This is a genomic window from Paenibacillus sp. FSL H8-0122 (assembly GCF_038005345.1).
In the GTDB taxonomy this organism is placed as follows: domain Bacteria; phylum Bacillota; class Bacilli; order Paenibacillales; family Paenibacillaceae; genus Paenibacillus_AQ.
The window spans coordinates 500,551-525,507 of record NZ_JBBOTB010000001.1 but is presented as its reverse complement, the minus strand read 5'-3'; the positions used below and the strand labels follow the sequence as shown (position 1 = coordinate 525,507).

At 52.2% G+C, this 24,957-nt stretch carries 25 protein-coding genes; 6 read left to right on the top strand and 19 right to left on the bottom strand.

The annotated features are described in order from the left end of the window. Nucleotides 1-69: 69 nt before the first annotated feature. Nucleotides 70-1,443: a glycoside hydrolase family 43 protein gene (locus NSS64_RS02405; RefSeq protein WP_341139095.1), complete on the top strand. Its 1,374-nt coding sequence runs from the start codon at nt 70-72 to the stop codon at nt 1,441-1,443. Between the two features lie 74 nt (nt 1,444-1,517). Here the strand turns inward: NSS64_RS02405 and dnaI are convergent, their stop codons facing one another. The 3 genes from dnaI to NSS64_RS02390 form a co-directional block, all read right to left on the bottom strand. Continuing rightward, on the bottom strand, nt 1,518-2,477 hold the full coding sequence (dnaI, locus tag NSS64_RS02400) for a primosomal protein DnaI (protein ID WP_341139094.1): 960 nt from the start codon (nt 2,475-2,477) through the stop codon (nt 1,518-1,520). A gap of 18 nt (nt 2,478-2,495) precedes the next feature. After that, on the bottom strand, nt 2,496-4,046 hold the full coding sequence (locus NSS64_RS02395) for a helicase DnaB (protein ID WP_341139093.1): 1,551 nt from the start codon (nt 4,044-4,046) through the stop codon (nt 2,496-2,498). Nucleotides 4,047-4,228: 182 nt separating this feature from the next. After that, nucleotides 4,229-4,525, bottom strand: a complete 297-nt coding sequence (locus tag NSS64_RS02390) for a YuiB family protein (RefSeq protein ID WP_025707684.1) — start codon at nt 4,523-4,525, stop codon at nt 4,229-4,231. Between the two features lie 268 nt (nt 4,526-4,793). On the opposite strand from NSS64_RS02390, the gene hemQ reads away from it, so the two are divergent. After that, nucleotides 4,794-5,552 (top strand): hydrogen peroxide-dependent heme synthase, encoded by a 759-nt coding sequence (gene hemQ / locus NSS64_RS02385; RefSeq protein ID WP_341139092.1) that lies wholly within the window; start codon nt 4,794-4,796, stop codon nt 5,550-5,552. A gap of 175 nt (nt 5,553-5,727) precedes the next feature. On the opposite strand, the gene NSS64_RS02380 is transcribed toward hemQ, so the two are convergent. Both NSS64_RS02380 and NSS64_RS02375 read right to left on the bottom strand, forming a co-directional pair. Continuing rightward, a complete protein-coding gene (locus NSS64_RS02380) occupies nt 5,728-6,006 on the bottom strand; it encodes a hypothetical protein (protein ID WP_341139091.1) in 279 nt (92 codons plus the stop codon). A 1-nt stretch (nt 6,007) separates the two neighbouring features. Next, entirely contained in the window at nt 6,008-7,201 is a 1,194-nt protein-coding gene (locus NSS64_RS02375) for an NAD(P)/FAD-dependent oxidoreductase (RefSeq protein WP_173131751.1), read from the bottom strand. A 324-nt stretch (nt 7,202-7,525) separates the two neighbouring features. On the opposite strand from NSS64_RS02375, the gene NSS64_RS02370 reads away from it, so the two are divergent. Beyond that, on the top strand, nt 7,526-8,500 hold the full coding sequence (locus NSS64_RS02370) for an NAD(P)/FAD-dependent oxidoreductase (RefSeq protein ID WP_340944420.1): 975 nt from the start codon (nt 7,526-7,528) through the stop codon (nt 8,498-8,500). Nucleotides 8,501-8,631: 131 nt separating this feature from the next. On the opposite strand, the gene NSS64_RS02365 is transcribed toward NSS64_RS02370, so the two are convergent. Continuing rightward, nucleotides 8,632-8,775, bottom strand: coding sequence for a sporulation histidine kinase inhibitor Sda (locus tag NSS64_RS02365; RefSeq protein ID WP_036721967.1), 144 nt, complete (start codon nt 8,773-8,775; stop codon nt 8,632-8,634). 327 nt (nt 8,776-9,102) lie between these two features. Next, the gene (locus NSS64_RS02360) at nt 9,103-9,765 is read right to left on the bottom strand and encodes a YheC/YheD family protein (protein ID WP_340938320.1); all 663 of its coding nucleotides are present in this window, start codon (nt 9,763-9,765) and stop codon (nt 9,103-9,105) included. Between the two features lie 199 nt (nt 9,766-9,964). On the opposite strand from NSS64_RS02360, the gene NSS64_RS02355 reads away from it, so the two are divergent. Together NSS64_RS02355 and NSS64_RS02350 are read left to right on the top strand one after the other, a co-directional pair. Further along, nucleotides 9,965-10,174 carry a hypothetical protein gene (locus tag NSS64_RS02355; protein WP_036701644.1) on the top strand — a complete coding sequence of 70 codons (210 nt, stop codon included), beginning with the start codon at nt 9,965-9,967 and terminating at the stop codon, nt 10,172-10,174. A gap of 341 nt (nt 10,175-10,515) precedes the next feature. Beyond that, nucleotides 10,516-13,311 carry an O-antigen ligase family protein gene (locus NSS64_RS02350; protein WP_341139090.1) on the top strand — a complete coding sequence of 932 codons (2,796 nt, stop codon included), beginning with the start codon at nt 10,516-10,518 and terminating at the stop codon, nt 13,309-13,311. Between the two features lie 364 nt (nt 13,312-13,675). Here the strand turns inward: NSS64_RS02350 and NSS64_RS02345 are convergent, their stop codons facing one another. The 12 genes from NSS64_RS02345 to NSS64_RS02290 all read right to left on the bottom strand — a co-directional run bounded on the left by NSS64_RS02345 (nt 13,676) and on the right by NSS64_RS02290 (nt 23,459). Further along, nucleotides 13,676-14,227, bottom strand: a complete 552-nt coding sequence (locus NSS64_RS02345; RefSeq protein WP_341139089.1) for a GNAT family N-acetyltransferase — start codon at nt 14,225-14,227, stop codon at nt 13,676-13,678. Nucleotides 14,228-14,342: 115 nt separating this feature from the next. Further along, on the bottom strand, nt 14,343-15,119 hold the full coding sequence (locus tag NSS64_RS02340; protein WP_341139088.1) for a VOC family protein: 777 nt from the start codon (nt 15,117-15,119) through the stop codon (nt 14,343-14,345). Beyond that, a complete protein-coding gene (proC, locus tag NSS64_RS02335; RefSeq protein WP_341139087.1) occupies nt 15,119-15,928 on the bottom strand; it encodes a pyrroline-5-carboxylate reductase in 810 nt (269 codons plus the stop codon). The genes NSS64_RS02340 and proC overlap by 1 nt, the downstream gene beginning before the upstream one ends. 22 nt (nt 15,929-15,950) lie before the next feature. After that, nucleotides 15,951-16,784, bottom strand: a complete 834-nt coding sequence (locus NSS64_RS02330; protein ID WP_341139086.1) for a MetQ/NlpA family ABC transporter substrate-binding protein — start codon at nt 16,782-16,784, stop codon at nt 15,951-15,953. A 12-nt stretch (nt 16,785-16,796) separates the two neighbouring features. After that, nucleotides 16,797-17,816 carry a uroporphyrinogen decarboxylase family protein gene (locus tag NSS64_RS02325; protein ID WP_341139085.1) on the bottom strand — a complete coding sequence of 340 codons (1,020 nt, stop codon included), beginning with the start codon at nt 17,814-17,816 and terminating at the stop codon, nt 16,797-16,799. 27 nt (nt 17,817-17,843) lie between these two features. Then, a complete protein-coding gene (locus NSS64_RS02320; RefSeq protein WP_076081622.1) occupies nt 17,844-18,503 on the bottom strand; it encodes a methionine ABC transporter permease in 660 nt (219 codons plus the stop codon). Next, nucleotides 18,478-19,521: a methionine ABC transporter ATP-binding protein gene (locus NSS64_RS02315; protein WP_341139084.1), complete on the bottom strand. Its 1,044-nt coding sequence runs from the start codon at nt 19,519-19,521 to the stop codon at nt 18,478-18,480. The genes NSS64_RS02320 and NSS64_RS02315 overlap by 26 nt, the downstream gene beginning before the upstream one ends. A gap of 42 nt (nt 19,522-19,563) precedes the next feature. Next, nucleotides 19,564-20,724 carry an amidohydrolase gene (locus tag NSS64_RS02310; RefSeq protein ID WP_341139083.1) on the bottom strand — a complete coding sequence of 387 codons (1,161 nt, stop codon included), beginning with the start codon at nt 20,722-20,724 and terminating at the stop codon, nt 19,564-19,566. 21 nt (nt 20,725-20,745) lie between these two features. Then, entirely contained in the window at nt 20,746-21,408 is a 663-nt protein-coding gene (locus tag NSS64_RS02305; protein ID WP_036722000.1) for a GntR family transcriptional regulator, read from the bottom strand. 304 nt (nt 21,409-21,712) lie between these two features. Then, nucleotides 21,713-22,195 (bottom strand): hypothetical protein, encoded by a 483-nt coding sequence (locus NSS64_RS02300; protein WP_341139082.1) that lies wholly within the window; start codon nt 22,193-22,195, stop codon nt 21,713-21,715. A 132-nt stretch (nt 22,196-22,327) separates the two neighbouring features. After that, nucleotides 22,328-22,927 carry a hypothetical protein gene (locus NSS64_RS02295; protein WP_341139081.1) on the bottom strand — a complete coding sequence of 200 codons (600 nt, stop codon included), beginning with the start codon at nt 22,925-22,927 and terminating at the stop codon, nt 22,328-22,330. Nucleotides 22,928-23,099: 172 nt separating this feature from the next. Beyond that, nucleotides 23,100-23,459 carry a HesB/IscA family protein gene (locus NSS64_RS02290; protein ID WP_076081607.1) on the bottom strand — a complete coding sequence of 120 codons (360 nt, stop codon included), beginning with the start codon at nt 23,457-23,459 and terminating at the stop codon, nt 23,100-23,102. Nucleotides 23,460-23,840: 381 nt separating this feature from the next. Here NSS64_RS02290 and mqnE point away from each other — a divergent pair, with 381 nt between their 5' ends. Further along, nucleotides 23,841-24,947: an aminofutalosine synthase MqnE gene (gene mqnE, locus NSS64_RS02285; RefSeq protein WP_209875907.1), complete on the top strand. Its 1,107-nt coding sequence runs from the start codon at nt 23,841-23,843 to the stop codon at nt 24,945-24,947. Nucleotides 24,948-24,957 lie beyond the last annotated feature (10 nt).

Here is a 24,957-nt window from a genome sequence, read left to right as displayed (position 1 = left end):
GTTTCACAGGAGCCGTGTTACTCTGTATGCGAAAGCGCTCTTATACTCTATTTTGAGGAGGAAGGAAGAATGAAAAAGCTTGTCAGCCTTGCTGTCGCAGGCTTGTTGGCTTCTGCGCTGTATTCCCCGGTATCGTTCGCTGACAACCCTGTTGTACAGACCATCTACACGGCAGACCCGGCCCCGCTTGTATACAATGATACGGTCTACCTGTACACCGGACATGACGAAGACAACTCGACCTACTATACGATGAATGATTGGAGGGTCTACTCCTCCAAGGACATGGCGAACTGGACCGATCACGGGTCACCGCTATCCTACAAGGCGTTCAGCTGGTCGAGCGGAGAAGCCTGGGCCAGCCAGGTGATTGAGCGCAACGGCAAATTCTACTTTTATGTCACGGCAAAAAGCACTTCGCTCGGACGGCCCGCCATCGGCGTCGCCGTTGCTAACAGCCCGACCGGCCCGTTCGTGGACGCTATCGGCAAACCGCTCGTCTCCAGCAGCTGGGGCGACATCGATCCTACGGTATATGTAGACAGTGACGGCCAGGCCTATCTCTACTGGGGGAATCCGACACTGAAGTATGTGAAGCTGAACCCGGATATGATCTCCTACAACCAGAGCACAGGGATTGTCCAGGTACCTATGACCACAGACAGCTTCGGTGTGCGAAACGGGAATGCTGACAGACCAACCCTCTACGAAGAAGGACCCTGGTTCTACAAACGCGGCAGCTTATACTACATGGTCTACGCCGCAAGCGGTATTCCAGAGAATATCGCCTATTCTACCAGCTCTTCGCCTACCGGCCCGTGGAAGTACAGAGGGATCATTATGCCTACCCAAGGCGGGAGTTTCACGAATCACCCGGGCATCATCGACTTCAAAGGGCGCTCTTATTTCTTTTATCACAATGGCGCGCTGCCTGGCGGGGGCGGCTTTACCCGGTCAGTGGGGGTAGAGCAATTCACCTACAACGCAGACGGAAGCTTCCCGGTCATCAACATGACAACCGCCGGGCCGCAGCCCATCGCCACCCTTAACCCCTATGTCAGAACGCAAGCCGAGACCAGTGCATGGGCGGCCGGGGTAGAGACCGAGACCACCTCAGATACGGACGGGGGAATGAATGTCGGTTTCATCGATCACGGCGATTATCTCAAAATCAAAAATGTGAACTTCGGCGCCGGAGCTTCCGGCTTCGAGGCCCGGGTAGCGTCAGCAGGCAGCGGCGGTAATATTGAGCTGCGGCTGGACAGTCCGACTGGAACACTGGTCGGCACCTGTGCAGTGCAGAATACAGGGGGCTGGCAGAGCTGGGTGACCAAGACCTGCACGGTCAGTGGGGCAAGCGGGACTCATGACCTTTACCTGAAATTCACAGGCGGCAGCGGATATTTGTTCAATATCAACTGGTGGAAATTCAGCGCCAGCTAAATCCGGCTAACTCTTCACATAACAGTAAAAAGGGGCCCCAGCCATCACATCGACTGGGACCCTTTTTCTATTCATTACCCTCTGGCCCTGCCGCGCTGGTTCTCCCCATGCAGCGGAATCACCTCTACGAACGGGGCAATCCGGTCCATCAGCCGCTGGCCCTTGTAGAGCTCTTCCCCGTCCTTGCTGGTGATGCTGAGATGCTTCTCCAGCCCGTCCAGCGGATAATTCGAGGTATAGAAGGTCGGCTTACGGTTCATCCGGTAATTCAGAATCGCTCCGAGCACATGGTCACGCGCCCAGGGATTGAGATTCTCGGCTCCGATGTCGTCGAAGATGAGCAGATCACAATTCTTCATCGTATCGACCATTTCCTTCAGCTTTTGGTTATCCATCATAATCAGCTTCAGTTCCTCGATGAAATCCGGCATATAGACAATCACGCCGCTGTAGCCCGAGATCGCCAGCTCATGGAGCAGATAGCACATCAGGAAGGTTTTTCCGGTCCCGAAGCTGCCCTGCAAATAAATGCCCCGCGAAGTCAGGCCCTCTGCCCGCACTGTTGCTATATAGTCAAATATTTTGTTCACGGCTGAGGCCCGCCGGGGGTCCTTGCCCATAATATCCATCTCATCATATCCGCCGTTCAACACCCGCTCGTCCACATAGAAGCTGCGAATCCGCTTGCGGACATTATCCTGATTATCCTGTGCAATCTTCAGCTTGCACGGTGTCTTGCGCTCATACAGATCCGTTACACCATTAACCGTCTCTACGGTAAGCTTGCTGTAATGCCCCTGGAAATCATTCGGGCAATTCGCCAGGCCGGGGCAGTTCTTACAATGCCGGTCCTCTTCGACATACTGGTACAGACGGCTTAAGTGCAGCCGCAGCCGGGACTCGTCCAGCTCGGGATGCTCAGCCTGAAGCTCCTTGACCAGGGGATGGTTCAGCAGGGTCTGCTCCAGGTCACGGGAGCGCTGGCGCAGAGCGGGGTTGTTCATCGAACGCAGCACTTCGCCCATGGACTCCATCGCTGCACCTCACTTTCTTCAGGGCGTTCTCAGAACGCCTTTTTTCTTGCTGGCCTTGATCTCGGCCGCTTTCTTCATCATCGCCGCGAATTCCTCTTCCGATACGGTTCCGGCGCTGCCGTCATCAAGCACAATCGGAATCTCCTGCTTGCCGGACCGCCCGCCGCTCTTCGTATATGAACGCGGACGGCTTCCCGTCGTGCCAGTGCCGGAGGAGGCGGAAGCCGCCCCCTTGCCCTTCACCTTGGACTGGTCGCGGATATAGCGCACGGCCTTCTCGTAAGTATTCACCTGCTTCACCAGCATATTGGAGGCAATCGCCTCCACGAAGTTGCGGTTCATCCGCTGATCGCCGCCGGAAGCCACCATCGTCATCAGATAATGGATCAGTACATTGATTACTTCACCGCTGAGCTTATAGTTCAGATCAATCTTCTCGAAAATATCCATCAGCTGGCCCGGAACCGCCCCCGGGAAGAACGTCTGCAATAGCCGTGTATAAGGCTCGTTGCGCAGCATCATATTATATTGGTGAATGTCGCATTTGGACAGAAATTGCGGAGGGACTTCTACATAGAACTCCATTTCGACAGCCTGCTCCACCGGCACTGCGGAGGGATCACTCTCTTCCTCAGCGGCGGAGCGCAGCGACACTACCTTGGCGGCAGCAATCTCTCTTTTCTCCTGGCGCTTCCTATCCTGACGGAAATGCTGGCTCGCCTTGTACTGCAGCGTATCCAGAATCACCTCTCCGTCCGGCGTGAAGACATCATCCTCATCCAGCAGACGGCATACATCCTGCGGGCCAAGCTCGTATTTGCGGGCCACATAATTAATGACACCCATCTGGTTATGGTCAAAACGCAGCTTTTCAACATGCGCACGGTTCACCGATTCACGCGGGAAGCGCAGGATAATATCGCTGTAGGCTATATTCGAATCAGCGTCCTGGGTGGTGCCGGGCTGACGCACGGAGGCTACCTCGGCCAAGGCCTGCTCCAGCTCATAGTCGATGACATGGGTATTCAGCTCAAAAATATCATAAAAGGGCAGTGAAATATTCTCTTTCCCGAGCGACCGCCCGCTCCATTCCTCGGGTTCCCGGTGCCAGAACTGCTCACGCAGCGACAGCACAGCGAACTTGCCGATCTTATCCCGGAGCAGCAGCGTCAGATGCTGGGTTGCAAAGAAATCAGCCGGCGACAGCGGCGGCATTAACTCGTATTCGTACATATAATCATCGTTCTCCGCGGCATACAGCCGGCAGGTCTGCAGCAGTCCAACCGCCTCCAGCCGGGAAGCCTGGTCTACCATATATTTACGGCCCTTCTCGTTGGGTTCAACACCCAGGGTCATAAAGAGCCTGCGCTGCTGCTCCACACCGGAGTAACCGATAGATTCAGCCGGAATATGCTCGAACAGCAATCTGTACAGGCTGATGGCGAACGCACCTACCATTGGCTGATAGACTGAGCCCAGCATACGTCCGTCCAGCTGGCTTAGACCGAATTCGCGGGACACGCAGTACCGGTGATGTTCAGTGAAATGATGCAGGTTGCTCATACGCATCTGCGGTTACCTCCCCCTCTTCTATACCAAATCATATAGATTTCTATTCTATCACAAAACACCCGGCCGGAAATGTAAAATAAAGATGAATTCTTGGGCTTTCTGGCGGAAAAGAAAAAAACGGCTCCCCCCCCATTACAGGAGACTAGCCGTTTCTTGTTGTACCGCCCTTCAGGCAGCGCTTAGAACATTTTGTATCCGCCCAGCCGCAGCTTCTGAATCGTCCAGCCGCTCAGAACTGCCCCGGCAAGACCGGCTATGCCGGTAAGATAATCCACAATGTGGAAGGTAGAGAGGTGCTCCCATAGGGACATCGCGCTCCGGTCCCAGATGGAATAGACCACCACCGGAAGAATGACAATGACGAACAGATAGGCAGGGAACCAGGTAGTCTTCATCAGCATGTTAAGAATGAAGCCAATGCCGAACATCATCACAAAGAATAAAACGGCCAGAACAAACACCGGAATAAAGCCCATCGTACCGCCATCCCCTCTCTCTATAAAGAACCGCACACCCAAGCTTATATAATAGTAAGTTTACTAGAAAAAATGTAGCGAAGCAATGAACATTATCGTGCTACATACCGGAATTCGCGTGAATGGGGGCCTCGGCGTTTGCTCTCTGCCGCCCGCTGCGCTACAATGCAAATAGCACCCGACCTATGTTCATACATATTTAAGGTATGCGGACAAAGAAGATTTTACGCGAGGATATTCCACCGATAACCTATAAGGAGTGAACAACTTGAACGAAGCCGCTTTGACACTGGAAGGCTGGTATGCGCTGCATGACTTCCGCTCGCTGAACTGGACAGCCTGGACGGCAGCCGATGACGAGGAACGGGCAGTGGCCCTGGAGGAGCTGCATGCCTTCATGCAGGAGTGGGGACCTGTCGAGGAAGCGAAGGAGGGCAGCACTGCCGTCTATTCCATCGTAGGCCAGAAGGCAGATTTCGTGATGATGTTTCTGAGAGAGAGTCTGGAGGCGCTGAATGCGCTGGAGACCGCTTTTAACAAAATCGCCTTTGCCCAATATACAACGAAGGCCTACTCCTATGTAAGCATTGTTGAGCTCAGCAACTACGCCGCAGGAGGAAGCGCCGGAGACGGCAGTGACCCGATGCAGAACCCGCATGTGGCTGCCCGGCTGAAGCCTGTACTGCCGCAAATGAAGCATATCTGCTTCTACCCGATGAACAAGAAGCGTGAGCTGGCCGACAACTGGTACATGCTGGATATGGAGAAACGCCGGGAGCTGATGTATTCGCACGGCCTGATCGGACGCGGCTATGCCGGCAAGGTGAAGCAGATTATCACCGGCTCCGTCGGCTTCGATGACTGGGAGTGGGGCGTAACTCTGTTCGCCGAGGATGCCCTGCAGTTCAAGAAGCTCGTCTACGAGATGCGCTTCGATGAAGTCAGCGCCCGCTACGGCGAGTTCGGCCCCTTCTATGTCGGCAACCTGCTGAACGAAGAATCGTTCGAGGAGATGCTGAAGCTGTAAGAGCATAAACGCAAATAGACCGCCCCCCTCTAGCAAAGGTATGCGGTCTATTTGTCGTATCCTATTTGTCCGAGGCCTACCGCCCTTAAAAGCGGCTATTGCACCCGAGAGCCGTGTTGCAAGCACGGCTCTCTTTGCATTGTACGTCTTTTCTGCTTCCACTATACCACACCGCTTATGCCGAAGGCTCCTTATCGTCCTCGTCCGCTTTGTCCTCATCCCCGTCACGCAGACTCTCCAGATATTCAGCCGTCGCCCGGTCACGCGCGCGGCCCTTATCCTTCAGGCGTTCGATGGCCGGAAGAATGAGAATATCGATTTCCTTCTGGATATTGTAGGCCAGATCATACCGCGTCTGATCCTCCAGATAAGAGCCTACCTCAATCAGAGCATTATAGCGGTCCAGCTCCTCGCGCGTCAGCAGTCCGCGTACTTGCACGCTGCAGTGGCGCATCTTAGAGGAATCTTCCCTTCTTGAGGACGAGCGGGATGCCGCCGATGATGAGCAGGTAACGCATATCGACAACCTTCTTCAGCTGTGCCGCTGTCCAGCCTTTGTATGTCTTATCGCCGACTACGGCAATTCCCTGGCCTTTACCCAGCGAAGCTACGGTCCCCTTGTTGCTGAAGGCGAATTTCTTCGGCTGCTGGCTGCGGATGGCCGCTACCAGATTATGCGCACAGCATTCTCCCTGCTGCATGGCAATCTGTGCCGTCGGCGGGTAAGGACGCCCTTCCGGATTAATCATGAGGGAGCCGTCACCAATGATGAAGATGTTCTCATGTCCCGGAGCCCGCAGATATTCGTCTACCTTCACCCGTCCGCGCATCGCTTCGAAGCCGGCAGCCTCGATCAGACGGTTCCCGCGGATACCGCCGGTCCATACAATTGTGGAAGCCTTGATCTCTTCACCCGTGGCCAGAATCACGCCGCCAGGCAGGCATTCCTTGATCGCTACGCCCATCTTGAAGGTTACACCCTTCTTGGTGAGTACAGTCATGGCATGCTCAACCAGCTCAGGCGCGAACCCCGGCAGAGCCGTAGGCGCAGCTTCTATATTATAGATGTTGACCATGCTTGGATCGACATCAAATTCTTTGCATAGTGCAGGGATCCGGTCAGCCAGCTCCGCTACAAATTCAATCCCGCTGAAGCCCGCACCGCCAATGACGAAGTTGATATGCTCCTGTGCATTATTCTCATTCTTGTATTTGGCGAACTGGTACTGGATATGCTCCCGGATCAGCCGCACAGAGTTGATGCTGCGGATGGTCAGCGCATATTTGTCGAGTCCCGGAATCCCGAACGTTTCAGGCTCACCGCCAAGGGCAATCACGAGGTAATCATACGAGAGCGTTCCGTCCTCCAGAATAACCTTCTTCTGCTGGGTGCGAATCTCCTGCACCGAGGATTTGACAAGATCGATCTTGAACTCATCGATTAATTTGGAGATAGACACGCGTGTATGCTCGATGCTGTCCGTGCCCGCTGCAGGCATATGCAGATGGGTCGTGAAATAGTGATATTCATGGCGGTTAACCAGGGTTACATCGGCTTCATTATAGTTCAAAGCTTTCTGCAGCCGCTGGGCGGTCAAAATCCCTCCATACCCCGCGCCTAGAATAACGATTTTGGGAATACTGCTCATGTTCCGGCTCCTTCCAACAGGTGAATCTGTCTATGTGTTATTTTTTGTAAAAAAATCAGGTTTCTTTTGTGAATTTATACACTTAAATTCAGAAGAATTTCCAATAAAACTTAAAGGATTTCTAAAATAACCATATCCATTGTAAACCTTAGTATCGTTTTAATCAAATATAATCATACAACAAAATGTCACATTTTTCATTGAAATCAAAGCCTTTGCAGGCAGGTGAGACTATGTTTATAATGAGTAGGTACGCTTGTATGGCAAATTGAAACTATCAACTCGGAGGTGTAATATTACGTGACATTAGAGCAAACCGTTCCTATGAGCGATCTGCTGATTATAGGCGGAGGTCCAGCCGGTATGTTTGCCGCTTTTTACGGCGGTATGCGCCAGGCTTCAGTAACCCTTATTGAGAGTATGCCCCAACTCGGAGGGCAGCTTGCTGCTCTGTATCCTGAGAAATATATTTACGATGTCGCCGGCTTCCCCAAAATTACCGCACAGGAGCTGGTGGATAACCTGTCCCGGCAGATGGAGCTGTTCCAGTCCGATATCCGTCTGGAGGAGAAGGTCGTATCAGTTGTGAAGCAGGGCGAGCGTCATTTCACCGTCACCACCGACAAGGCTGAATATCACAGCAAAGCCATTATCATCACGGCAGGCGTAGGCGCATTTGAGCCGCGGCGTCTTGAGGTACCGGATGCACAGCGCTTCGAGAAAGCCAACCTGCATTATTTCGTAAATGATCTGAATGCTTATAAGGATAAAAAGGTGCTGATCAGCGGCGGCGGCGATTCCGCTGTGGACTGGGCGCTGATGCTGGAGCCAATCGCTGAACAGGTAACCCTGATTCACCGCCGCGATAAATTCCGTGCGCATGAGCATAGTGTAGAGAATTTGATGGCCTCTAAGGTAAATGTGATTACGCCGTCCGAGATCACTGAGCTTCACGGTGAAGAATTCATTACCAAGGTCACCTTGTCCCATATCAAGACCAAGGAAACTCAAGAAATCGAAGTAGACAGCGTTATTGTCAATTTCGGCTTTGTCTCCTCTCTGGGCCCGATTGCCGAGTGGGGAATCGGCATTGAGGGCAACTCCATTGTAGTTGACTCCCGCATGGAGACCAGCATTCCGGGAATCTTCGCCGCTGGCGATATCACGACTTATCCGGGCAAGCTGAAGCTGATCGCTGTAGGATTCGGAGAAGCGCCGACAGCAGTCAATAACGCCAAGGTGTATATTGATCCGGATGCGAAGCTGTCTCCGGGACACAGCAGTAATCTTAAGCTCTAGGTTGTCTATAACCTTATAGCCATAATAAAAGGGTATCCTTTCAGGTTGATTCCACCTCAACTTGAAAAGATACCCTATTCCTTGATGCTTGCGGTTAATGAAGTCCAATGCTGCAGGATGTGCTCTGATCTTTAATGAAGAACCGCATGGTCTGGAGAGTGTAAGTTCCGTTTGCGAATTTCAGCGAGAAGCAGGGCGATGAAATCATGCTCCAAATGCAGCTCTATCGCTCTGTGATAAGAGTCTAGCAGCATCTCATCCGACAATTCAACCATAACGTTCACCTACCTTTCCTTTATTTGGATCTGAATCTATCATAGCAAACTATCATTATTCGAACAAGCGTTCTCATTATCCACAAGCTGCTGTGGAAATCCTGTGTATAATATGTGAGTAAGGGTTATAATGTCAGCAATTGCACAGTGGACTATGGGGATAACAGTTATACACAGGGCTGAAACCTGACATCTCCACACAAAAACTTTTTTAGAATGTTCATAATTGGCTGGGATATTTCTTGTTGTATTACCTCAAAATCTAAACAACTAAACGCAATATTAGCCTATTACTGTATTTATCGTCAAATATAAAAATTTTATTAATCATTTTGGTCTTGTATTTACTTCCAGAATCCATATCTTTCCCCGATGATCTACAGCATAGTCGAAGCCCAGTTCACCGATCCCCGGAAAATGCCGCTCCAGCAGCTCGGTACAGACTAAGGTCAGCCTGCGCATCTCCGCTTTTTTGGATGAGGTCCCTACTCTTGGCAATGATCTTCGCAGTCCCTGGCGGCAGCTGAGCATCGTTCCTCCTTTGCAGAGATTCGTAACGAACAAGCCCGGCCGGGCTACTCTCCCGACCATAGATCGGAACTCCCAGTGCTCGCCGTTCTTCACTACTTTGACCCGGTAATCAATCGGACGCCCGGAGATCCGTGCAAGGGAAATTCCCTGCTGGATCAAATATTTCCGTTTCACCTTGAATCTGTCCAGTGCCTGGCGCATAGAAGTGAAGTCTCCATAGATACGTGTGCTCTTCATATACGTGAAGCCGTACCCCCTATGATCCCGGAACACCTTGATGACACCATATCCTCCTCCGCCTACAACCGGCTTGATGACAACATTGCCGTATCTACCAAGCATCGCGGACAATCCGGCAGCACTATATTCCCGCGTTCTCGGAATGTAACCGGCAACCCGTGAATCGCTAAGCAGCGCCGCCGTCTTCAGCAGCTTGCTTGCCAGTTCTCTCCCCGCCATTATTTGCCCTCTCCTTTCGCATTCCCAGCCTACCCTATAGATTACTCACAAAAGGCCTTGCCCTCCTGTATGATTGTCCGTGGTATAGCTGGCCAGAGCAAAAAAGGGCATATGGCTGCGGGGCCTTATGTCCCTGGTACATTTGACTGGAAAACCTTTAAAATTCGTTGTATTATTGCCTGAAAGGGAGGGTTTCCTAATGGCTGAGTTTTTTGAAATCCTGTATTGGTTTGCGATGATCGGCATGTCTGTTGTACTGGCAGGAACGACAATACTCGTCTGTGCGCTTGGCTTCAAATTCATCAAGGACCGACGCAGAGTGCTCGGTGCCGGCTGCATCGCCTTTTCCCTGGGGGCCTCCGCCCTGATCGTGTTCATGATTAACCTGAAATTTATTATCCCCGCCTGAAGCATGTTCCCGGCAGCAGTGGCCCAGGAAGCGGATTGCGCGTTCCCCTGCCGTCATTGCTGCCTTCGGGCGGAACTCTTAAGCGTCATTCTTACACGATTCATAGATTCGCCCCGTTACCATATTCTATGAAAATTGCGTCAGGCTGGCCTGTGCGGACAGACGGCTTCATTCGCTGAGCAGGTTCCGGCCTATTCCCCACTTTTTCGCTCCCTTTCTCTTCTGCAAGATACTCCAATCTTTGAAATTTCCGTTCAGACAACAACTTTTTCACTTTATATCCGTAATATGTATGTGCAATAAATTGGAAGACCTACTATTTTGAAAAAGGAGATTCTATCGTGTCGAAACCTGTGTACGGAAAACAGGCGGCTTCTGTCAAAGCTACGGACAAGCTTTCAGGGGCGGCTTGGATGCTTTGCGCTGCGTTCCTGCTGTTCCTGGGCTGGTCCGCTTTTCAGATCGGATTGTTCAACGGAATGACGGCGGATTTCGAGAAGCCCATTTATGTTGCCGCCTTATTAAGCTGTCTGCTCCTGCTGGCCGCTGCCGTCCTGTATTTCAGATCCTTCCGGCTGGAGGGACAGCGTGATCTGCTCACCGTAGCGGCCATTCTGCTTCCCGTAACCTATGCCCTGTCGCTATTCGGCGCAGCTTCCCGGTACTCGGCGATGAACATGCTGTTCACCCAGTTCACCTATGCCGCAGTCTTCATCATCAGCATCCTTCTGCTCCGGCACAAGCGGCTCAATTCCGCCGTCCAGCATGGCGTGCTTACCCTCGCTTACCTGATCGTAGGCTTTGGACTGCTCAACTGGCTCGGAAGCTGGAAGCTGGCTGGAAGCCTGGTGGGCTGGTTCTCGAAGACTGTATGGAGCGGCAGGTATAGCGAAGCGGTAATGACCGACTCGAACGGCCTGCGTCTGACCTCCATTTTCCAATATGCCAATACATATGCAGCCTTCCTGATGGCGTTTCTGTTCGTGGCCGTCTTCGCGCTGATCCGCTCCCGCAAATGGTCCGGGCAGCTGCTGCACGGCTTCATGCTGGTGCCTATCATCGTCTCGCTGCTGCTTACCTTATCCCGTGGCGGACTGGTGCTGCTGCCGGTGGTCTTCATCCTCCTGCTGCTCTTCCTGAAGCCTGTGCAGCAGATTCTGTGGATTGTCCATCTTGCGATTGCCGGCCTATTCTCTCTGCTGATTACCAGCCCGGTCACGAGACTTGGCCTGGAGCTGAATACGGAGTTCAACTCGTCTGCTGCCCTTAAAGGCTGGGGCTATCTGCTGGGAGCATCTGCCTGTGCAGGCGTGCTCTGCCTGGTGGTTCAGCGTTACCTGGCACCTTATCTGAGCCGCAAGCTCGGCGGACTGGAAGCCCGCCGCATGAGCGGATTATGGATTCCTGCCGTTTCGGTGGCTGGCGTTGCGATCATCGCCTTCCTGTTCATCGGCACCAGCGCTCGCAATATCCTCCCGGCGAATATCGGAACACGCCTGGAGAATATCAATTTCAGGCAGCACAGTGTCCTGGAACGGTTTACCTTTTATCAGGATGCCATGAAGGTCGTCAAGGATTATCCGGTACTTGGCACTGGCGGAGGCGGCTGGGCCACACTCTATGAGCATTATCAGAACAACCCTTACTTGAGCCGCCAGGTGCATAACTTCTTCCTGCAATATCTGATTGAGGTGGGCATTGTAGGCTTCCTGGTGTTCATGGGCTTCATCCTGTTTATCTTCTACAAATTCAGCAGACAGTACCTGAGACGGGAGACCGATGACTATAGCAACGGATTCTTCTATCTTATTATCGCCTTGTCGATTCTCGTTCACAGCCTGCTGGACTTCAACCTCAGTTTTGCCTTCATGGGTATGCTCGTATTCCTCGCTCTGGGGGGAATGGCCGTGGCCATGGAGAGCAAGCCGCTCCGTCTTCAGTGGAACAAGCTGTGGATCAGAGCGGGGTATTTCACAATACTGGGCATTGGCACGGGCTATTTGCTCTTCCTGTCTCTGAGTTACATTCGTTCCAGCTCTGAAGCTAGTAGAGCCAAGAAGCTGATCCAAGTGAGCCAGTCCTATGAGGAGATCAAGGCCCCTTTCGTAAAAGCACTCAACATCCGCCCATACCACCCGGAATCCGCTGTGTACCTGTACCTGCTGGATCAGAAGGTGTATGAGCAGACCAAGAACGAGCAGTTCCTGGACGAGGCCTATGCGGTATTGACCCGCGCACTGAAGAATGAGCCGTCTAACAAAGAGCTGCTGACCCAGCTCGCAAGCTACTATGACCTGAAGGGCCAGAGCATAGAAGCCTATCAGGTCTATCTGGACAACGCGGACAAGTTCATGTGGGATATCAACTGGTATGCCAGCCTGATCAGCCGGGCTTCCCTCCTTGGACAGCAAGCTTACTCCAAGCAGGATGAGACCGGACAACAGACGTATTTCGCTTCCGCACTCTCCGCCTACAGACATGTAACGGACGGCATTGCGCATCTGAAGAGCCTCCCTCCCGAGCAGCTTCAGGGCCGTGAATTCTTCGTTACGCCTACGATAGGTCTGAGCATTGCGAGAGTACAGCACCTGTCTGGAGACCAGGAGGACGCAGCCGCTGCACTGAAGCAGGGCTTTGCGGGCGGTTACGAGGATCTGACGGACAGCGGAAGCCTGTGGACGACCGCCTGGTACAGCGGAGTGATTGCCCGGTCCCAGGAGCTGGGAGCCGCAGCCCAGAAACGTTCGCAGGAAGCTGCGGCTGAGGGGAAGCTGGAGATCAGGGACCAGGAGACCCTTAACAAGCAGCGGTATTTCAAAACTGGCTTGGATGCTTATACTTACGCCGCCGCAGATCAGGATGCACAGCAGCAGGGCGTCACAATAACACCGGAACTGCTGCTGAATACTGGTAAGATCCAGTATATGTCGCAGGACATGCAGGCTGCGGAAGCTACACTGAAGCAAGGTCTCAGTGAGGACTACAGCAACCCTGTTAACCGCGAGCTTGCCCGGTGGCTGCTGGCCGTTCAACAGAGACTGCAAAGCGCCCAGGATCAGGCGGTCTATCAGAAGCTGACCGCCGCTGATCCGGAAGAAGCGGCGAGAATTAATGAAGTGGCGGGAATGCCGCTGTAACCGCCGCTTAAAGAACAGCAAAGAGCACCTGGCCGTTTAAGGCAGGTGCTTTTTGCTGTCTGCGGGGGCAGTGCTGCCATTTCATGGCTATTGCCCCCCTTTTTTTGCTGGATTTTTTCTGTTTTTGGTTCTGTTGTATTTCCTACAATAGATACCTCTGAAATTCACCCAAAAAGACATTCTATTGTACTTCATGCAGCAGAATCTCAGCAAATAGGCATTTCCAACCCAACATCCAAAAATCAAATGTACGAAATACAGCAGAATACATTTTAAGGTGAAATGAAGTGAAATCTAGTGTAGGAAATGCAATTGCAGTGAGAGGGCCGCCTAACTGGCGGTCTACAGCATCTGCCCATGAACCTTACAGTACTGCGTGCCGATGCCGCGCCTTATACTCATCCTCCAGAATCGAATATTGATAGGAATCCATCCACTTCTCTTTATGATACATATGTCCTCTAAGATGCCCTTCGTATGTCATGCCGAGCTTCTGCATCACCCGAGCGGAACTTATATTCCCGGGACGGCAGGTGGCATAGATCCGGTGAAGCTCCAGCTTATGAAAGCCCAAGTCCAGCAGCACAGCAGCAGCCTCGCTCGCATAGCCCTGTCCCCAGTATAACCGGTTGAAGCAGTAGCCGATCTCCCCTTGGCCTGCTCCGGTAATGTGCAGGCCGCAGCCGCCGATCAGCCGCCCGTTCTCCTTCAGAACCACCGCGTACTCGAAGCCCTGGCGCGGCTCCTCCTGCTGCAATGTCAGCGTATGGCGGATATATTCGCGGGTATCCTCCAGTGAATTGGGCCCCCAGATTGAATGCGTCACTACTACGGGATCGGACGCATATTCATGTACCTGCACCATGTCTTCTTCGATGAATTCCCTGATGATCAAACGTCTGGTCTCAAATTCCATATCTCTGTGACCTCCTTACGCTCTCCTTATATTAGTGTAGAACTTTACCACAAAAAGAACAGGCCTGCCACCGCAAACTGCGGCAAAGAGCCTGTCCCATATACTTGTCCTGCATTTATTCAAACACGTACTCGCCTTCACCAACAGTCAGCGTCTGTCCCTTGAGCTGAGGTGAATCCGTCCGGAACACAATCCGGCTGAGCCGGTTCTCTTCGCCTGTCACGAACTCAAACATCTGCTGATCTCCTGCCTTAAGGCTGTAGCTGCCGTCGAAACCATCCGCAGGTCCGCTCACCGGGATGCCGAACAACTCACTCCAATGACTGGCGGCAGCGGCCGGATCGGAGACACGGAAGACCGCACCCGCCATGTCCATCTTCCCGGCAGGATGAGGCTGATTGATTCCGGCTGCATTCAGGCTGTCCAGCCGCTCCTCATCCGATTGACTCCACTGGATAATGAACGGATAGACCAGCCCCTGAAAGTCGCCGTCAATAGTCATCATCCGCCACTCGATCAACCGGCCCTGATCATCCAGACGGCGGCCGTCAATGACCGGCGACAATAACAAACCCGCTTGCCTCAGCGTTGCCTCAACAGCTTCAATATCATCCGTGCGCAGCACCACCCGGCTAAGCACTTCATGCTCCGGCAAAAGCGTGACGGCATCCCGCACAACCACATTATGCTTGGTCGCACGCGCCAGCTCCAGGTTCTCGATCCCGAGGAACTCCAGGTAGGTGAGCCCGAAATAACTCAAGGCGTTATACGTTCCCCAATCCTTATGCGATCCGCCCCGGAAGGCTGTTAGTCCATGCTCCGCGAAGAGCTGAACCGGCTGGTCCAGATCATTCACATAATGTACAAGGTGATCCCATTTCAGTACGGCCATTACTTCTTCACTCCCAGCTCCGTGGTCCGCTTCACCGCGGCCAGTACACTCCGCTGCAATCCGGCAGCGAAATCACTGTTGTTCAGCTCATACAAGCCGTGCATACCGACGCCGCCAGGCGAGTTGTTGATGTCCAGCAGTTGTCTTGGGTGCAGTCCGGTCTGCTGCAGCATAGCCACCGCTCCCAGCATATTCTCCAGCGCCACCTTCCAGGCTTGCTCCCGCGGCAGTCCGGCCAGAACGCCGGCATCCGTGAACGACTCAATGAAGTAATAGATATAGTTCGGTCCGGCTACCCCGAAGCCGGTGAAGATATCAATATAGGATTCCTCCAGAACCTGCACCTTGCCGAAGCCCAGCAGGAATGCTTCCACCTGCTCCAGAGAAGCGGCAGCATTCAGAGCTACACCGCTGTATCCGTAACCGGTATCGGTCAAGGTATTCGGGATCACCCGGACAATCGGACGTTCTGCTCCGAAATAATCTCCGAGCTGGGCTATTGTTACTCCCGCCACAATCGATACAATGACCGCAGACGGTGCAGCATACTCGCGAACCTGTGCTCCAAGTGCAGCCAGATCATCCTGCGGGCGGACAGCGATGACGATCAACTCTGCGCCGGAGAGGGCCTCTTGCTGCGCGCAATCCGTGTCTACGTTATATTTGGCTTTTAGAAGCTCCAGCCGTCCCTCATTAATATCCGACACACTAATCTGACCGGCTGCCAGCGTACCGCCTGCCAGGCAGGCCCGGATGATCGCTTCCGCCATCTGCCCGCCGCCAATGAAATGAATCTTGCCTTTTGACACTTCCACTCACTCCCTGATTAGGTTAGTTATTGGCCCAGGCCTCCGGCAGAATGAACCCGGCATATTTCTCCTGTCCCAGGATGTATTCTTCGAACTCCTTGGATTCATAGGCAGCCTTCAGGTCCTTGGCCCACTGGGTATCCTGGTCCTTCTTGTTCACCGATACGATGATTCTATGCTGCATAGGCGTATTCTCAATCTTCAGCGCATCTGTAATCTTGCGGTCGGGAGCGTTAGCGATATAATTCCCGTTCACCACACCATAGTCAACATCCTGCAGCGAGACCAGAATCTGCGCCGGGTCCAGCACCTTCAGGTCAATCTTGAACTTGTCCGGCTCCACGCTGTTCACATTGAAGTCCGCTACCCCGGCGCCCTCTTTGATCTTGACCCAACCCAGCTCCTCCAGAATCCGCAGCGCACGCTCCTGATTCACCGGGTCGTTCGGAATCGCGACGGTAGTGCCGTCCTTCACATCGTCAAGCGTCGCGTGATTAACGGAATACAGCCCCTGCGGAGCGCCCGGAACATAGGCAATCCCCACCATATCGGCACCAATTTCCTTATTGATCGCATCCATATAGGCCGTACTCTGGAAGATACTCGCGTCAATCGAGCCTTCCTTCATGGCCGGGTTGACCTGCATATTCTGTGAGAAGGTTTTGATATCTACAGTATACCCTTTTCCTTCCAGGATCGGGAGAATGGATTGCCGGAACTGCTCCTCATACGTACCTACACCGAATCCGACTGTGATTTCCTTTTTGTCCCCGGAGCTTGCCGCTTCCTTATTGTTACCGCAAGCCGCCAGCACCGCCATCGAACTAATCAGTAGAACCGCCAGTAATTTTCTCATCACTCTCATCCCCTATCCTAATACTGTGTTTTTAAAATGCACTAATGCCTCGTCTGTAACCGTCAGCGGAATGGCGCAGTTGGGCGACAGAATAAACGGCTGACCCTTCATCTTGGCCAAGGCTTCCTTGGCCTGCTGTTCAATCTGCTCCAGATCATTTCCGGCAAACAGCCCGTGATCCACTCCGCCCACCTTCGTAGCCTTGAGATCGGCGTCCAGCCCGGGATTCCCTTCGGCTACCGTATCCCAGCTGATCCCGTCAATCCGGTAATCATTGAATTTCGCAGGCTGGGCATGAGCACCGCAGGTATGTAAAATATTCTTGCCATAGCCCGCTGCCTCCAGAATGATAGAATCATAGGGTCTGGACAGCTCATCGAACATCGCTTCATCGAATAATCCGGGGTGGGCTGTGCCTGTCACCGCATAGAACAGACCATCTGATCCCGCCTGCCGCAGCTCCTGCACATAATCAGCCAAGGTCAGGGCAATCGCATGCAGGGCATGGTGCGCGGCGGCGCGGTGTTCCTTGAAGAGCGATTCCAGCGTCACCGGCTGCTCAATCCCGAATACGGTCTCCGTAACATAAGCAGAACGTCCTACTATGAACAGCAATACCGTGAGCGGTGAGAATACCGTCTGAATCAGCGGCGTATCCGGCAAGCCCTGGCGGATCTTCCTTACCGCCTCCAGATGCTCCAGCAGCGAAGGGGTTTGTGCGGCTTTTTTCACCTCAAGATCCCAGAGATTCGCGGCTGCCGGAACTGCCGTAGTCAGCTGTCTCGGAAATACCGTCCGGTAATCTGCGAAGTTATACTCATTTCCCCAGGCTTCCGCCAAATAGGTCGCTCTCGGGTTGATTTTCACCCAGTCCCAATCATATTTCTCTGTAAAAGAAATCGTAGACGACGCCAAGTCCTCAGCGTTCTGCTCCTTGTCAATAAAGTGGCGCCATCCGCTGATCATCGGCCGGTCCGCAAGTTCCCCGGATAAGATCGCCTGAAAACGCTCCTGCTTGCTCCATACACTCATCTGCCTATCCCCTTTGTCTCGTAATCTCTAGTAACGGCGAATCTTGCGCGCCAATGTGTTGCCCAGGGACTGAATCCCCTGCACCAGAATGATCAGAATAATGACCGTCGCAAACATGACCACCTCGTCAAAACGCTGATAGCCGTACACGATTGCCAAGTCGCCGACCCCTCCGCCGCCTACTGCCCCGGCCATTGCCGTAGCCCCGATCAGCCCGATCGTCGCTGTGGTCAGGGAGAGAATTAACGAGCCCACCGCTTCCGGCAGCAGAAAATACCATATCACCTGCAGTGGTGTTGCGCCCATTGCTTCCGCAGCTTCGAGAATGCCCGGATTCACCTCCAGCAGCGAATTCTCCACCAGCCGTGCGATATAGGGGGCGATATAGATAATCAGCGGAACAATTGCGGCACTGGTCCCAATCGATGTGTGAACAATTGCTCTTGTTAGCGGAATAATGGCAAACAACAGAATGATAAACGGAACCGAACGAATGACATTAATTAAGGGATTCAGTAAGGTATACAGCCACTTGCTCTCCAGCACGCCGCCCGGACGGGTAATGACCAGCAGGATGCCCAGCGGAATACCCAGCAGCGAGCCGATGAATAGCGACACGCCCACCATCTGAATCGTTTCAATAATCGCCTTCAGGAATTGCTCACTTGTGATCGATGTCGAGAACATATGACTTCACCTCCTCTACCCGGACCTCATGCTGCTTCATGTAATTCAAGGCCGCTTCCATCTGTGCCGGATCACCTTGCAGTTGAACGATAATCGTACCGAGCGTCGTCTCTTGAATCTCTGTCGTATTCGCAAACAGGATGTTAACCTTAACGCCATAAGACCGGATGATCTCATACAGCACAGGCTCAGAAGCGCTCTCCCCGGCAAAATTCAGCTTATACACCCGGCTCCCCTGCTCAGTCTTCAGAGTTCTGCGGACGCTTGTAGTCATGCTGTTCTGAATGACCGTCTTGACGAAATTCTGCGTTGTCAGATGCTTCGGTGCTCCGAACACATCCAGCACGCTGCCCTGCTCGATAATCCGTCCCTCTTCCATTACGGCTACCTTGTTGCAGATCTCCTGAATCACCGACATCTCATGCGTGATGATCATCACCGTGATGTTGTATTCCGCGTTGATCCGCTTGAGCAGCTGCAGGATGGACTGTGTCGTCTGCGGGTCCAGAGCGGAAGTGGCTTCATCGCACAATAGTATTGAAGGGTTCGAGGCAAGTGCCCGGGCAATCCCGACCCGCTGCTTCTGTCCGCCTGACAGCTCGCTCGGATAGCTTCCAGCCTTGTCGCTTAGCCCGACGAATTCGAGCAGCTCCTCCACCCGCTTGCGGATTTCCGCCTTGCTCTTTTTCAGCAGGATGAGTGGAATCGCCACATTGTCGAACACCTTTTTGGACTCCAGCAGATTAAAATGCTGAAAAATCATGCCGATGTTTTTCTTGGCTGCCCGCAGCTCTTTGTCGCTGTACGCGCCCAGATCGTACCCGTCCACCAGCACCTGGCCCTCAGACGGACGTTCCAGGTAATTGACCAGGCGGATTAACGTGCTTTTTCCGGCTCCGCTGTAGCCGATGACTCCGAAGATATCGCCCTTTTCCACCTTCAGGCTGATCCCCTTGAGCGCTTCAATCTTCACCTCTTTGCGGGTGAACGTCTTGTACACATTCCGTAGTTCAATCATAGTTGTTCCCCTCAATCATCTGGTAAATTTAGGATTCAGGATTCAAGCCTGCTGCTTTAGCTTCACAAGCGCCCCCTCTGCCAGCAGAGCGAAATACTTGGCTGCCGGCAGGATGGCCGCCTCATCGACATCGAAGCGGGGATGATGCAGCGCATGGTTCGGGCCGGTGCCGATGTTCACAAAAGCACCCGGGATCTGCTGCAAATAATAGGCGAAATCCTCTCCGCCCATCTGCGGCGGAATATCGTGTACCTCATAGCCTGATTGTGCTGCGACCTCTTTGGTGAAGTCTGTCCATGCTCCGTGATTGACCGTAGCGGGCGGGCCGGGATACCAGTGCAGCTTCGCCTCTGCTCCGGCTGCGGCTGCAATCCCTTCGATGATCCGCGTCATTTGGGCCGGGATGCTGCTGCGGATCTCTTCGTTATAGGTACGTACTGTACCTTCCAGCTCCACCTTCTCCGGCAGGACATTCCAGGTGAAGCCCCCGTTGATCCGGGTCACACTGAGCACGACCGGCTCCTGCGTGTTATTCAGGCGGCTGACTACGGTTTGCAGCATCGTAATGATCTGCGCGGCGGTAACAATGGTGTCTACCCCTTTCTCCGGTGTAGCGGCGTGAGCGCCGACCCCTTGCACCGTAATCTCAAAGCGGTCCACACCAGCCGTTAAGGCTCCCGTTCGGGTACCGAATGCCCCATTAGGCAGGTCCGGTGAATTATGTAATCCGAAGATAGCCTCCACCCCGCTTAGTCCGCCGGATGCCAGTACATCCTCCGCGCCGTGCCCCGTCTCTTCAGCCGGCTGGAACAGGATTCTGACCTTGCCCGGCAGTTCATGCTCACGCTGCTTCAGCAGGCTGGCCGCGCCCAGGATCACAGCGGTGTGGAAGTCATGGCCGCAGGCATGCATCGCTCCCGGAATCTCTGATGCGAACGGCAGGCCCGTCTGCTCCTCAATCGGCAGGGCATCGATATCGCAACGGATCGCTACTATGCTGCCGTCACCCTCCCCTACCTCTGCGATCAGTCCGGTCTTCAGAGGAAGGTCCAGCACCCGTATCCCCGCTTCACTCAGCCACCCGCGTAGCTTCTCTGTCGTTCTGAACTCTTCATTGCTAAGCTCAGGTTCACGGTGCAGGTTCCTCCGCACTTCGGTCAGCCGGGCTGCCAGTGCTTCTTCCGTCTCATGCTGTGGTCTCATAGGACTGCTCTTCCCCCTTCATTACGTATGTTCAATTCCTCTAATCCGCTCCAGTGCAGTCGCGAGGCTGCTTAAGATATGCTCCCGCATCGCCCGCTCCGCCCCCTCTTCATCCCTGGCTACAATCCTCTGCAGAATCACAAGATGCTCCTCATCCGCCTGCGTATTCCAGTCCCCGTGCAGAGAGACATAACGACAATACCGGAGGGAACGGTCTCTTAGCTGGTTCAGCACCTTCTCAAAAGTCTTCAGCGCGCTGATCTCCCACAAGTAATCATGGAATTCGAAGCCATAGGATACAACATCCTGCTGATCCCCCATCTGGAAGGATTGCTTCAGCTTCTCCAGAATCAGCGTTAACCGCTGAATATCCTTGATCGTAGCGTTTCTGGCGGCGCTTCTGGCGATATGACCTTCAAGCATGCTGCGGATCTGGAAGATCTCTTCGACCTCCTTAATCGTTAAAGGGGCTACCCGCAGCCTGCCGTTGGGCTGGCGCACCAGGAAATCCTCATTCTCCAGCCGCTGAATCGCTTCCCGTAGCGGAGTCCGGCTGACTCCGAGAAGTGCCGCCAGGCTCTCTTCGTTAACCGCCTGATCCGGCTCCAGCTCGCTGTCTATTATTTTTTGCTTAAGTGCATAGTAGGTATTATCCTTCGACAATCTTCGTGAACGCATTTCCATAGATTTCATTGCTCCTCGCCACTCATTTGCGGGTCGCCCGGTCAACTGTATAATTGTATACAATTATTAATGATGAGAGAGATTCAAGATAAAATGAAAGTATCAGTTGAAAATCTCTCTGTGCAATCAAGCTTTTTTCATACTATAATCCTATTAATCCCACTAGTCAAGTATGTTTTATAGGGGAATTAATAATCGACACGAATTGGACAAAAAAAACTGAAGATGCAGGGTGTTCCCTAACACCTTCAGGAGGCTAATCTTCCGCATGCTACGGCTTCCTTCATTGATCGTGAGTTTGACTTTAATCACTTACCTGAACAGACTTTCGATCTGTTTCTATTTTATAGATTTCACTACCTTCTCCGCTTTGAACCGAAAATTCCGCAAGCGCCGAAATTTCGTATGTGCCCGATTTTTCAAACCGATATTGAGACTTTTCTGAAATGATATCTCCATCCGACATTTGACGTACAACTCCAACATCCTTTCTTGCACTTGAATTAATCACCTTGTCGGTATTATCCCGAACGGCAAAATAAAATATCGGTTCTCCAGTTGTAATCTCCAGATCCCGTCCAGCTTCATTTTTTAACTCAATAGAAATTTTAAGTTCCTGATTTGCTTTAACTTGTTCCGGAATTGAGATATGAGCTGAAAAAAGTTCGCTTTTAATATTTTCTGAGGCAGATGGGATTGGTTTCGTCTTGGCAGCTATGGATTCATTCGGTTCCGAGGAATCGCACGAAATTAAGGCCATGAAAAGGAGAATAATCAGTTTGTTCAAAATAAACACCTCCAACTTCATTAACGTAATGGCAGCCTGGATTAGACGTTGTGGAAAGTGGATTGTTTGAGATATAGCGCAAACGATAAATAACCCTCCTACACCTACAGATGTGGAGGGCTATTCACCTTACTAAAGTTCAAATACTATCTCATCACCTGTCTCACTCCTGTTGAAAGGGAAACTGTATTCTTTGAACCTAAATTGAATTCCTGAAATCTCATCAGGTAAGGGTGGAGAGACTACATATTTATATGATGCATGGTCCGATCTGCTTCCACCATTAATCATTCGGCAATCATATTGGTCATTAATATATAGTTCGTAATGGCTATGCTGATGAGATGTGAATTCAACTTCCGGCTCATCGTCCCAATCTATATTTAGTGTTAATACACTTGCATTACTGTATTGTCGTAAGGACGTTAGAGTATAAAAACGCTCCCCTTTCACGACTGACTTCAGAATTGCAATGTGTTTTCTAAATCCTGAGGGTTCGATCATTGGTTTAAATTGTTTTTCATTCATCATACTTGAGAATAAGGAGTTTAGGAAATCTTCATAGAGTTCAAAGGCTTCTGACCATTTAGTAATATACTCCAACGGAGGAAATCCTGGATTATTATCCGAGACCTCCTTTCTCTTCTTGATCAAAGAGCAAATTTCTTTATCGATATCCATAATTCGTTCATCATAATGCTCTGTTGGGCGTTCAAATGGCATTCGTATCATTTTTATCCTCCTCACAGCTCCATTAATTCTTTCATCACCATATTTTAACATATAATGGTTTAAGTCAACATAAAAAACCTCCTAATTAAGTACAGTTTGCACCATACACAATTAAGAGGTTTCGAAATCCGCAACCCACGCTTACTTTATCAATAATTCATCATTCACAAGCTTAGCAAGGCTCAGCCGCCGGATTCCCCGCCTCTTCCTTCGTGCGGAACGAAGAGCCGCAGCCACAGGTGGCGCTGGCGTTGGGGTTGTTGATGGTGAAGCCGCCGGTCATGCCGGATTCCTCGAAGTCGATCTCCAGGCCGTTGAGGTAACGGATATCGTCTTTGCTGACGACCACCTTCAGACCTGCAACGTCCATGTAGATGTCCTGCTCAGTCTCGGTATCATCGAAGCCCATCGCGTACGAGAATCCGCTGCAGCCCCCGGCGGTTACGCCCAGACGGAGAAACATATCCGGCACTTCCTGCTCTGCAAGCATAGCCTTAATTTGGCCTGCAGCTGTCTCACTAATGTTAATCATAATTACAACCTCCTTAGGGATCACTGTATTGGAATCAAGCAGCCTTCAGGCTGTACGTAATGAAGTCAATGCCTTGCTTGAGAAAATAATGAGTATGATGTATATCATTTTCATCGGCTCTTTCAATCAGTATACTCCACTATTCTTCTGCCCTCAAGTCGTAAACCGGGCGCAGGTAAGCGATTTGTCCCGGAAGACCTGCCGTTTCTGGCGGTTGCTCACCCTACGGGAGAAGTTTATAATGAGAAAAGCGATAAAATTTCGATAAATTGTCACGGAGGTTGCAGTTAACCTCTATTTATAATGCCGGCTGCTGCCGGATATGCTCAGGTACACGATTATGCGATGCAATTGCCTCGCCAACCTTCAGGAGGAACTTATATGTCTACCCTTATTACACCCCACACGGATGCCCGGATGGCGAACATCATTGAGAAGGTTCGCGGCGGAGAACGATTGAATTTGGAAGACGGCGTTTATTTATATGAGAGCAACGATCTGTTAACGATCGGGCAACTCGCTAATGAAGTCAACATGCGAAAAAACGGGAATAAAGTCTATTTTATCGAGAACATGAGTCTATATTTCACCAATGTCTGCGAATCCCGCTGTGCCTTCTGCAATTTCCGCAAGGATGAAGGCGAAGAAGGGGCTTACACCCTCTCCGGCCAGGAGATGGTGGAGTATGTACAGCAGCATATTCATCCCGGCGTGCGCGAGTTCCATATTGTAGGCGGGCATAATGATAATGTGCCCTTCCAGTACTATGTTGATTCGCTGCGTGCTCTGAACGAGCATTTCCCCGAGGTGACTCTCAAGGCATATACAGCGGCAGAGATCGACTTCTTCACCCGCATCAGCGGACTTAGTATCCGTGAAGTGCTGGAGCAGCTGCGCGCCGCCGGACTGAAGACCCTTACCGGAGGAGGGGCAGAGATTCTGTCTGACCAGTACCGCAAAAAAATGCGCGTCGACAAAGCCAATGTCGAGGAATATCTCGAGGTGCACCGCACCGCCCATCACCTTGGCATGAAGACCCATACCACGATGCTGTACGGTTCGATTGAGTCCCGTGAAGACCGCATCCGCCATATGCTGCAAATTCGTGACCTGCAAGACGAGACCGGCGGTTTCATGGTATTCATTCCGCTGTCCATGCAGCCTAAGAACAAGAATGCGGGCATTATGCGCCGCAACTCCGCGAATGAGGATCTGAAGACCATTGCCGTCAGCCGCCTGATGCTGGACAATTTCGATCATATCAAGGCCTACTTCATTAATATCGGGCCCCAGTTGACCCAGGTTGCCTTGAACTTCGGCGCTTCCGATGTGCACGGAACGATCCTGAAGGAACGGATCAGCCACGCTGCCGGCGCGCTGACACCGGAGGGCTTGACCCGGGATGAGCTGATCTGGCTCGTGAAGGGCGCAGGACGGATTCCTGTAGAACGGGATACCTTCTATAACGAGATCAAGGTATACGAATAAGAACAGAACA

Bases quoted from the DNA above. Each gene is read 5' to 3' on its own strand.
- NSS64_RS02405 (WP_341139095.1), top strand. From the start codon at position 70: ATGAAAAAGCTTGTCAGCCTTGCTGTCGCAGGCTTGTTGGCTTCTGCG.
- dnaI (WP_341139094.1), bottom strand. From the start codon at position 2,477: ATGGAGTCCATGGGCGAAGTGCTGCGTTCGATGAACAACCCCGCTCTG.
- NSS64_RS02395 (WP_341139093.1), bottom strand. From the start codon at position 4,046: ATGCGTATGAGCAACCTGCATCATTTCACTGAACATCACCGGTACTGC.
- NSS64_RS02390 (WP_025707684.1), bottom strand. From the start codon at position 4,525: ATGGGCTTTATTCCGGTGTTTGTTCTGGCCGTTTTATTCTTTGTGATG.
- NSS64_RS02380 (WP_341139091.1), bottom strand. From the start codon at position 6,006: ATGCGCCACTGCAGCGTGCAAGTACGCGGACTGCTGACGCGCGAGGAG.
- NSS64_RS02375 (WP_173131751.1), bottom strand. From the start codon at position 7,201: ATGAGCAGTATTCCCAAAATCGTTATTCTAGGCGCGGGGTATGGAGGG.
- NSS64_RS02370 (WP_340944420.1), top strand. From the start codon at position 7,526: ATGAGCGATCTGCTGATTATAGGCGGAGGTCCAGCCGGTATGTTTGCC.
- NSS64_RS02365 (WP_036721967.1), bottom strand. From the start codon at position 8,775: ATGGTTGAATTGTCGGATGAGATGCTGCTAGACTCTTATCACAGAGCG.
- NSS64_RS02360 (WP_340938320.1), bottom strand. From the start codon at position 9,765: ATGGCGGGGAGAGAACTGGCAAGCAAGCTGCTGAAGACGGCGGCGCTG.
- NSS64_RS02355 (WP_036701644.1), top strand. From the start codon at position 9,965: ATGGCTGAGTTTTTTGAAATCCTGTATTGGTTTGCGATGATCGGCATG.
- NSS64_RS02345 (WP_341139089.1), bottom strand. From the start codon at position 14,227: ATGGAATTTGAGACCAGACGTTTGATCATCAGGGAATTCATCGAAGAA.
- NSS64_RS02340 (WP_341139088.1), bottom strand. From the start codon at position 15,119: ATGGCCGTACTGAAATGGGATCACCTTGTACATTATGTGAATGATCTG.
- NSS64_RS02330 (WP_341139086.1), bottom strand. From the start codon at position 16,784: ATGAGAAAATTACTGGCGGTTCTACTGATTAGTTCGATGGCGGTGCTG.
- NSS64_RS02325 (WP_341139085.1), bottom strand. From the start codon at position 17,816: ATGAGTGTATGGAGCAAGCAGGAGCGTTTTCAGGCGATCTTATCCGGG.
- NSS64_RS02320 (WP_076081622.1), bottom strand. From the start codon at position 18,503: ATGTTCTCGACATCGATCACAAGTGAGCAATTCCTGAAGGCGATTATT.
- NSS64_RS02315 (WP_341139084.1), bottom strand. From the start codon at position 19,521: ATGATTGAACTACGGAATGTGTACAAGACGTTCACCCGCAAAGAGGTG.
- NSS64_RS02310 (WP_341139083.1), bottom strand. From the start codon at position 20,724: ATGAGACCACAGCATGAGACGGAAGAAGCACTGGCAGCCCGGCTGACC.
- NSS64_RS02305 (WP_036722000.1), bottom strand. From the start codon at position 21,408: ATGGAAATGCGTTCACGAAGATTGTCGAAGGATAATACCTACTATGCA.
- NSS64_RS02295 (WP_341139081.1), bottom strand. From the start codon at position 22,927: ATGATACGAATGCCATTTGAACGCCCAACAGAGCATTATGATGAACGA.
- NSS64_RS02290 (WP_076081607.1), bottom strand. From the start codon at position 23,459: ATGATTAACATTAGTGAGACAGCTGCAGGCCAAATTAAGGCTATGCTT.
- mqnE (WP_209875907.1), top strand. From the start codon at position 23,841: ATGTCTACCCTTATTACACCCCACACGGATGCCCGGATGGCGAACATC.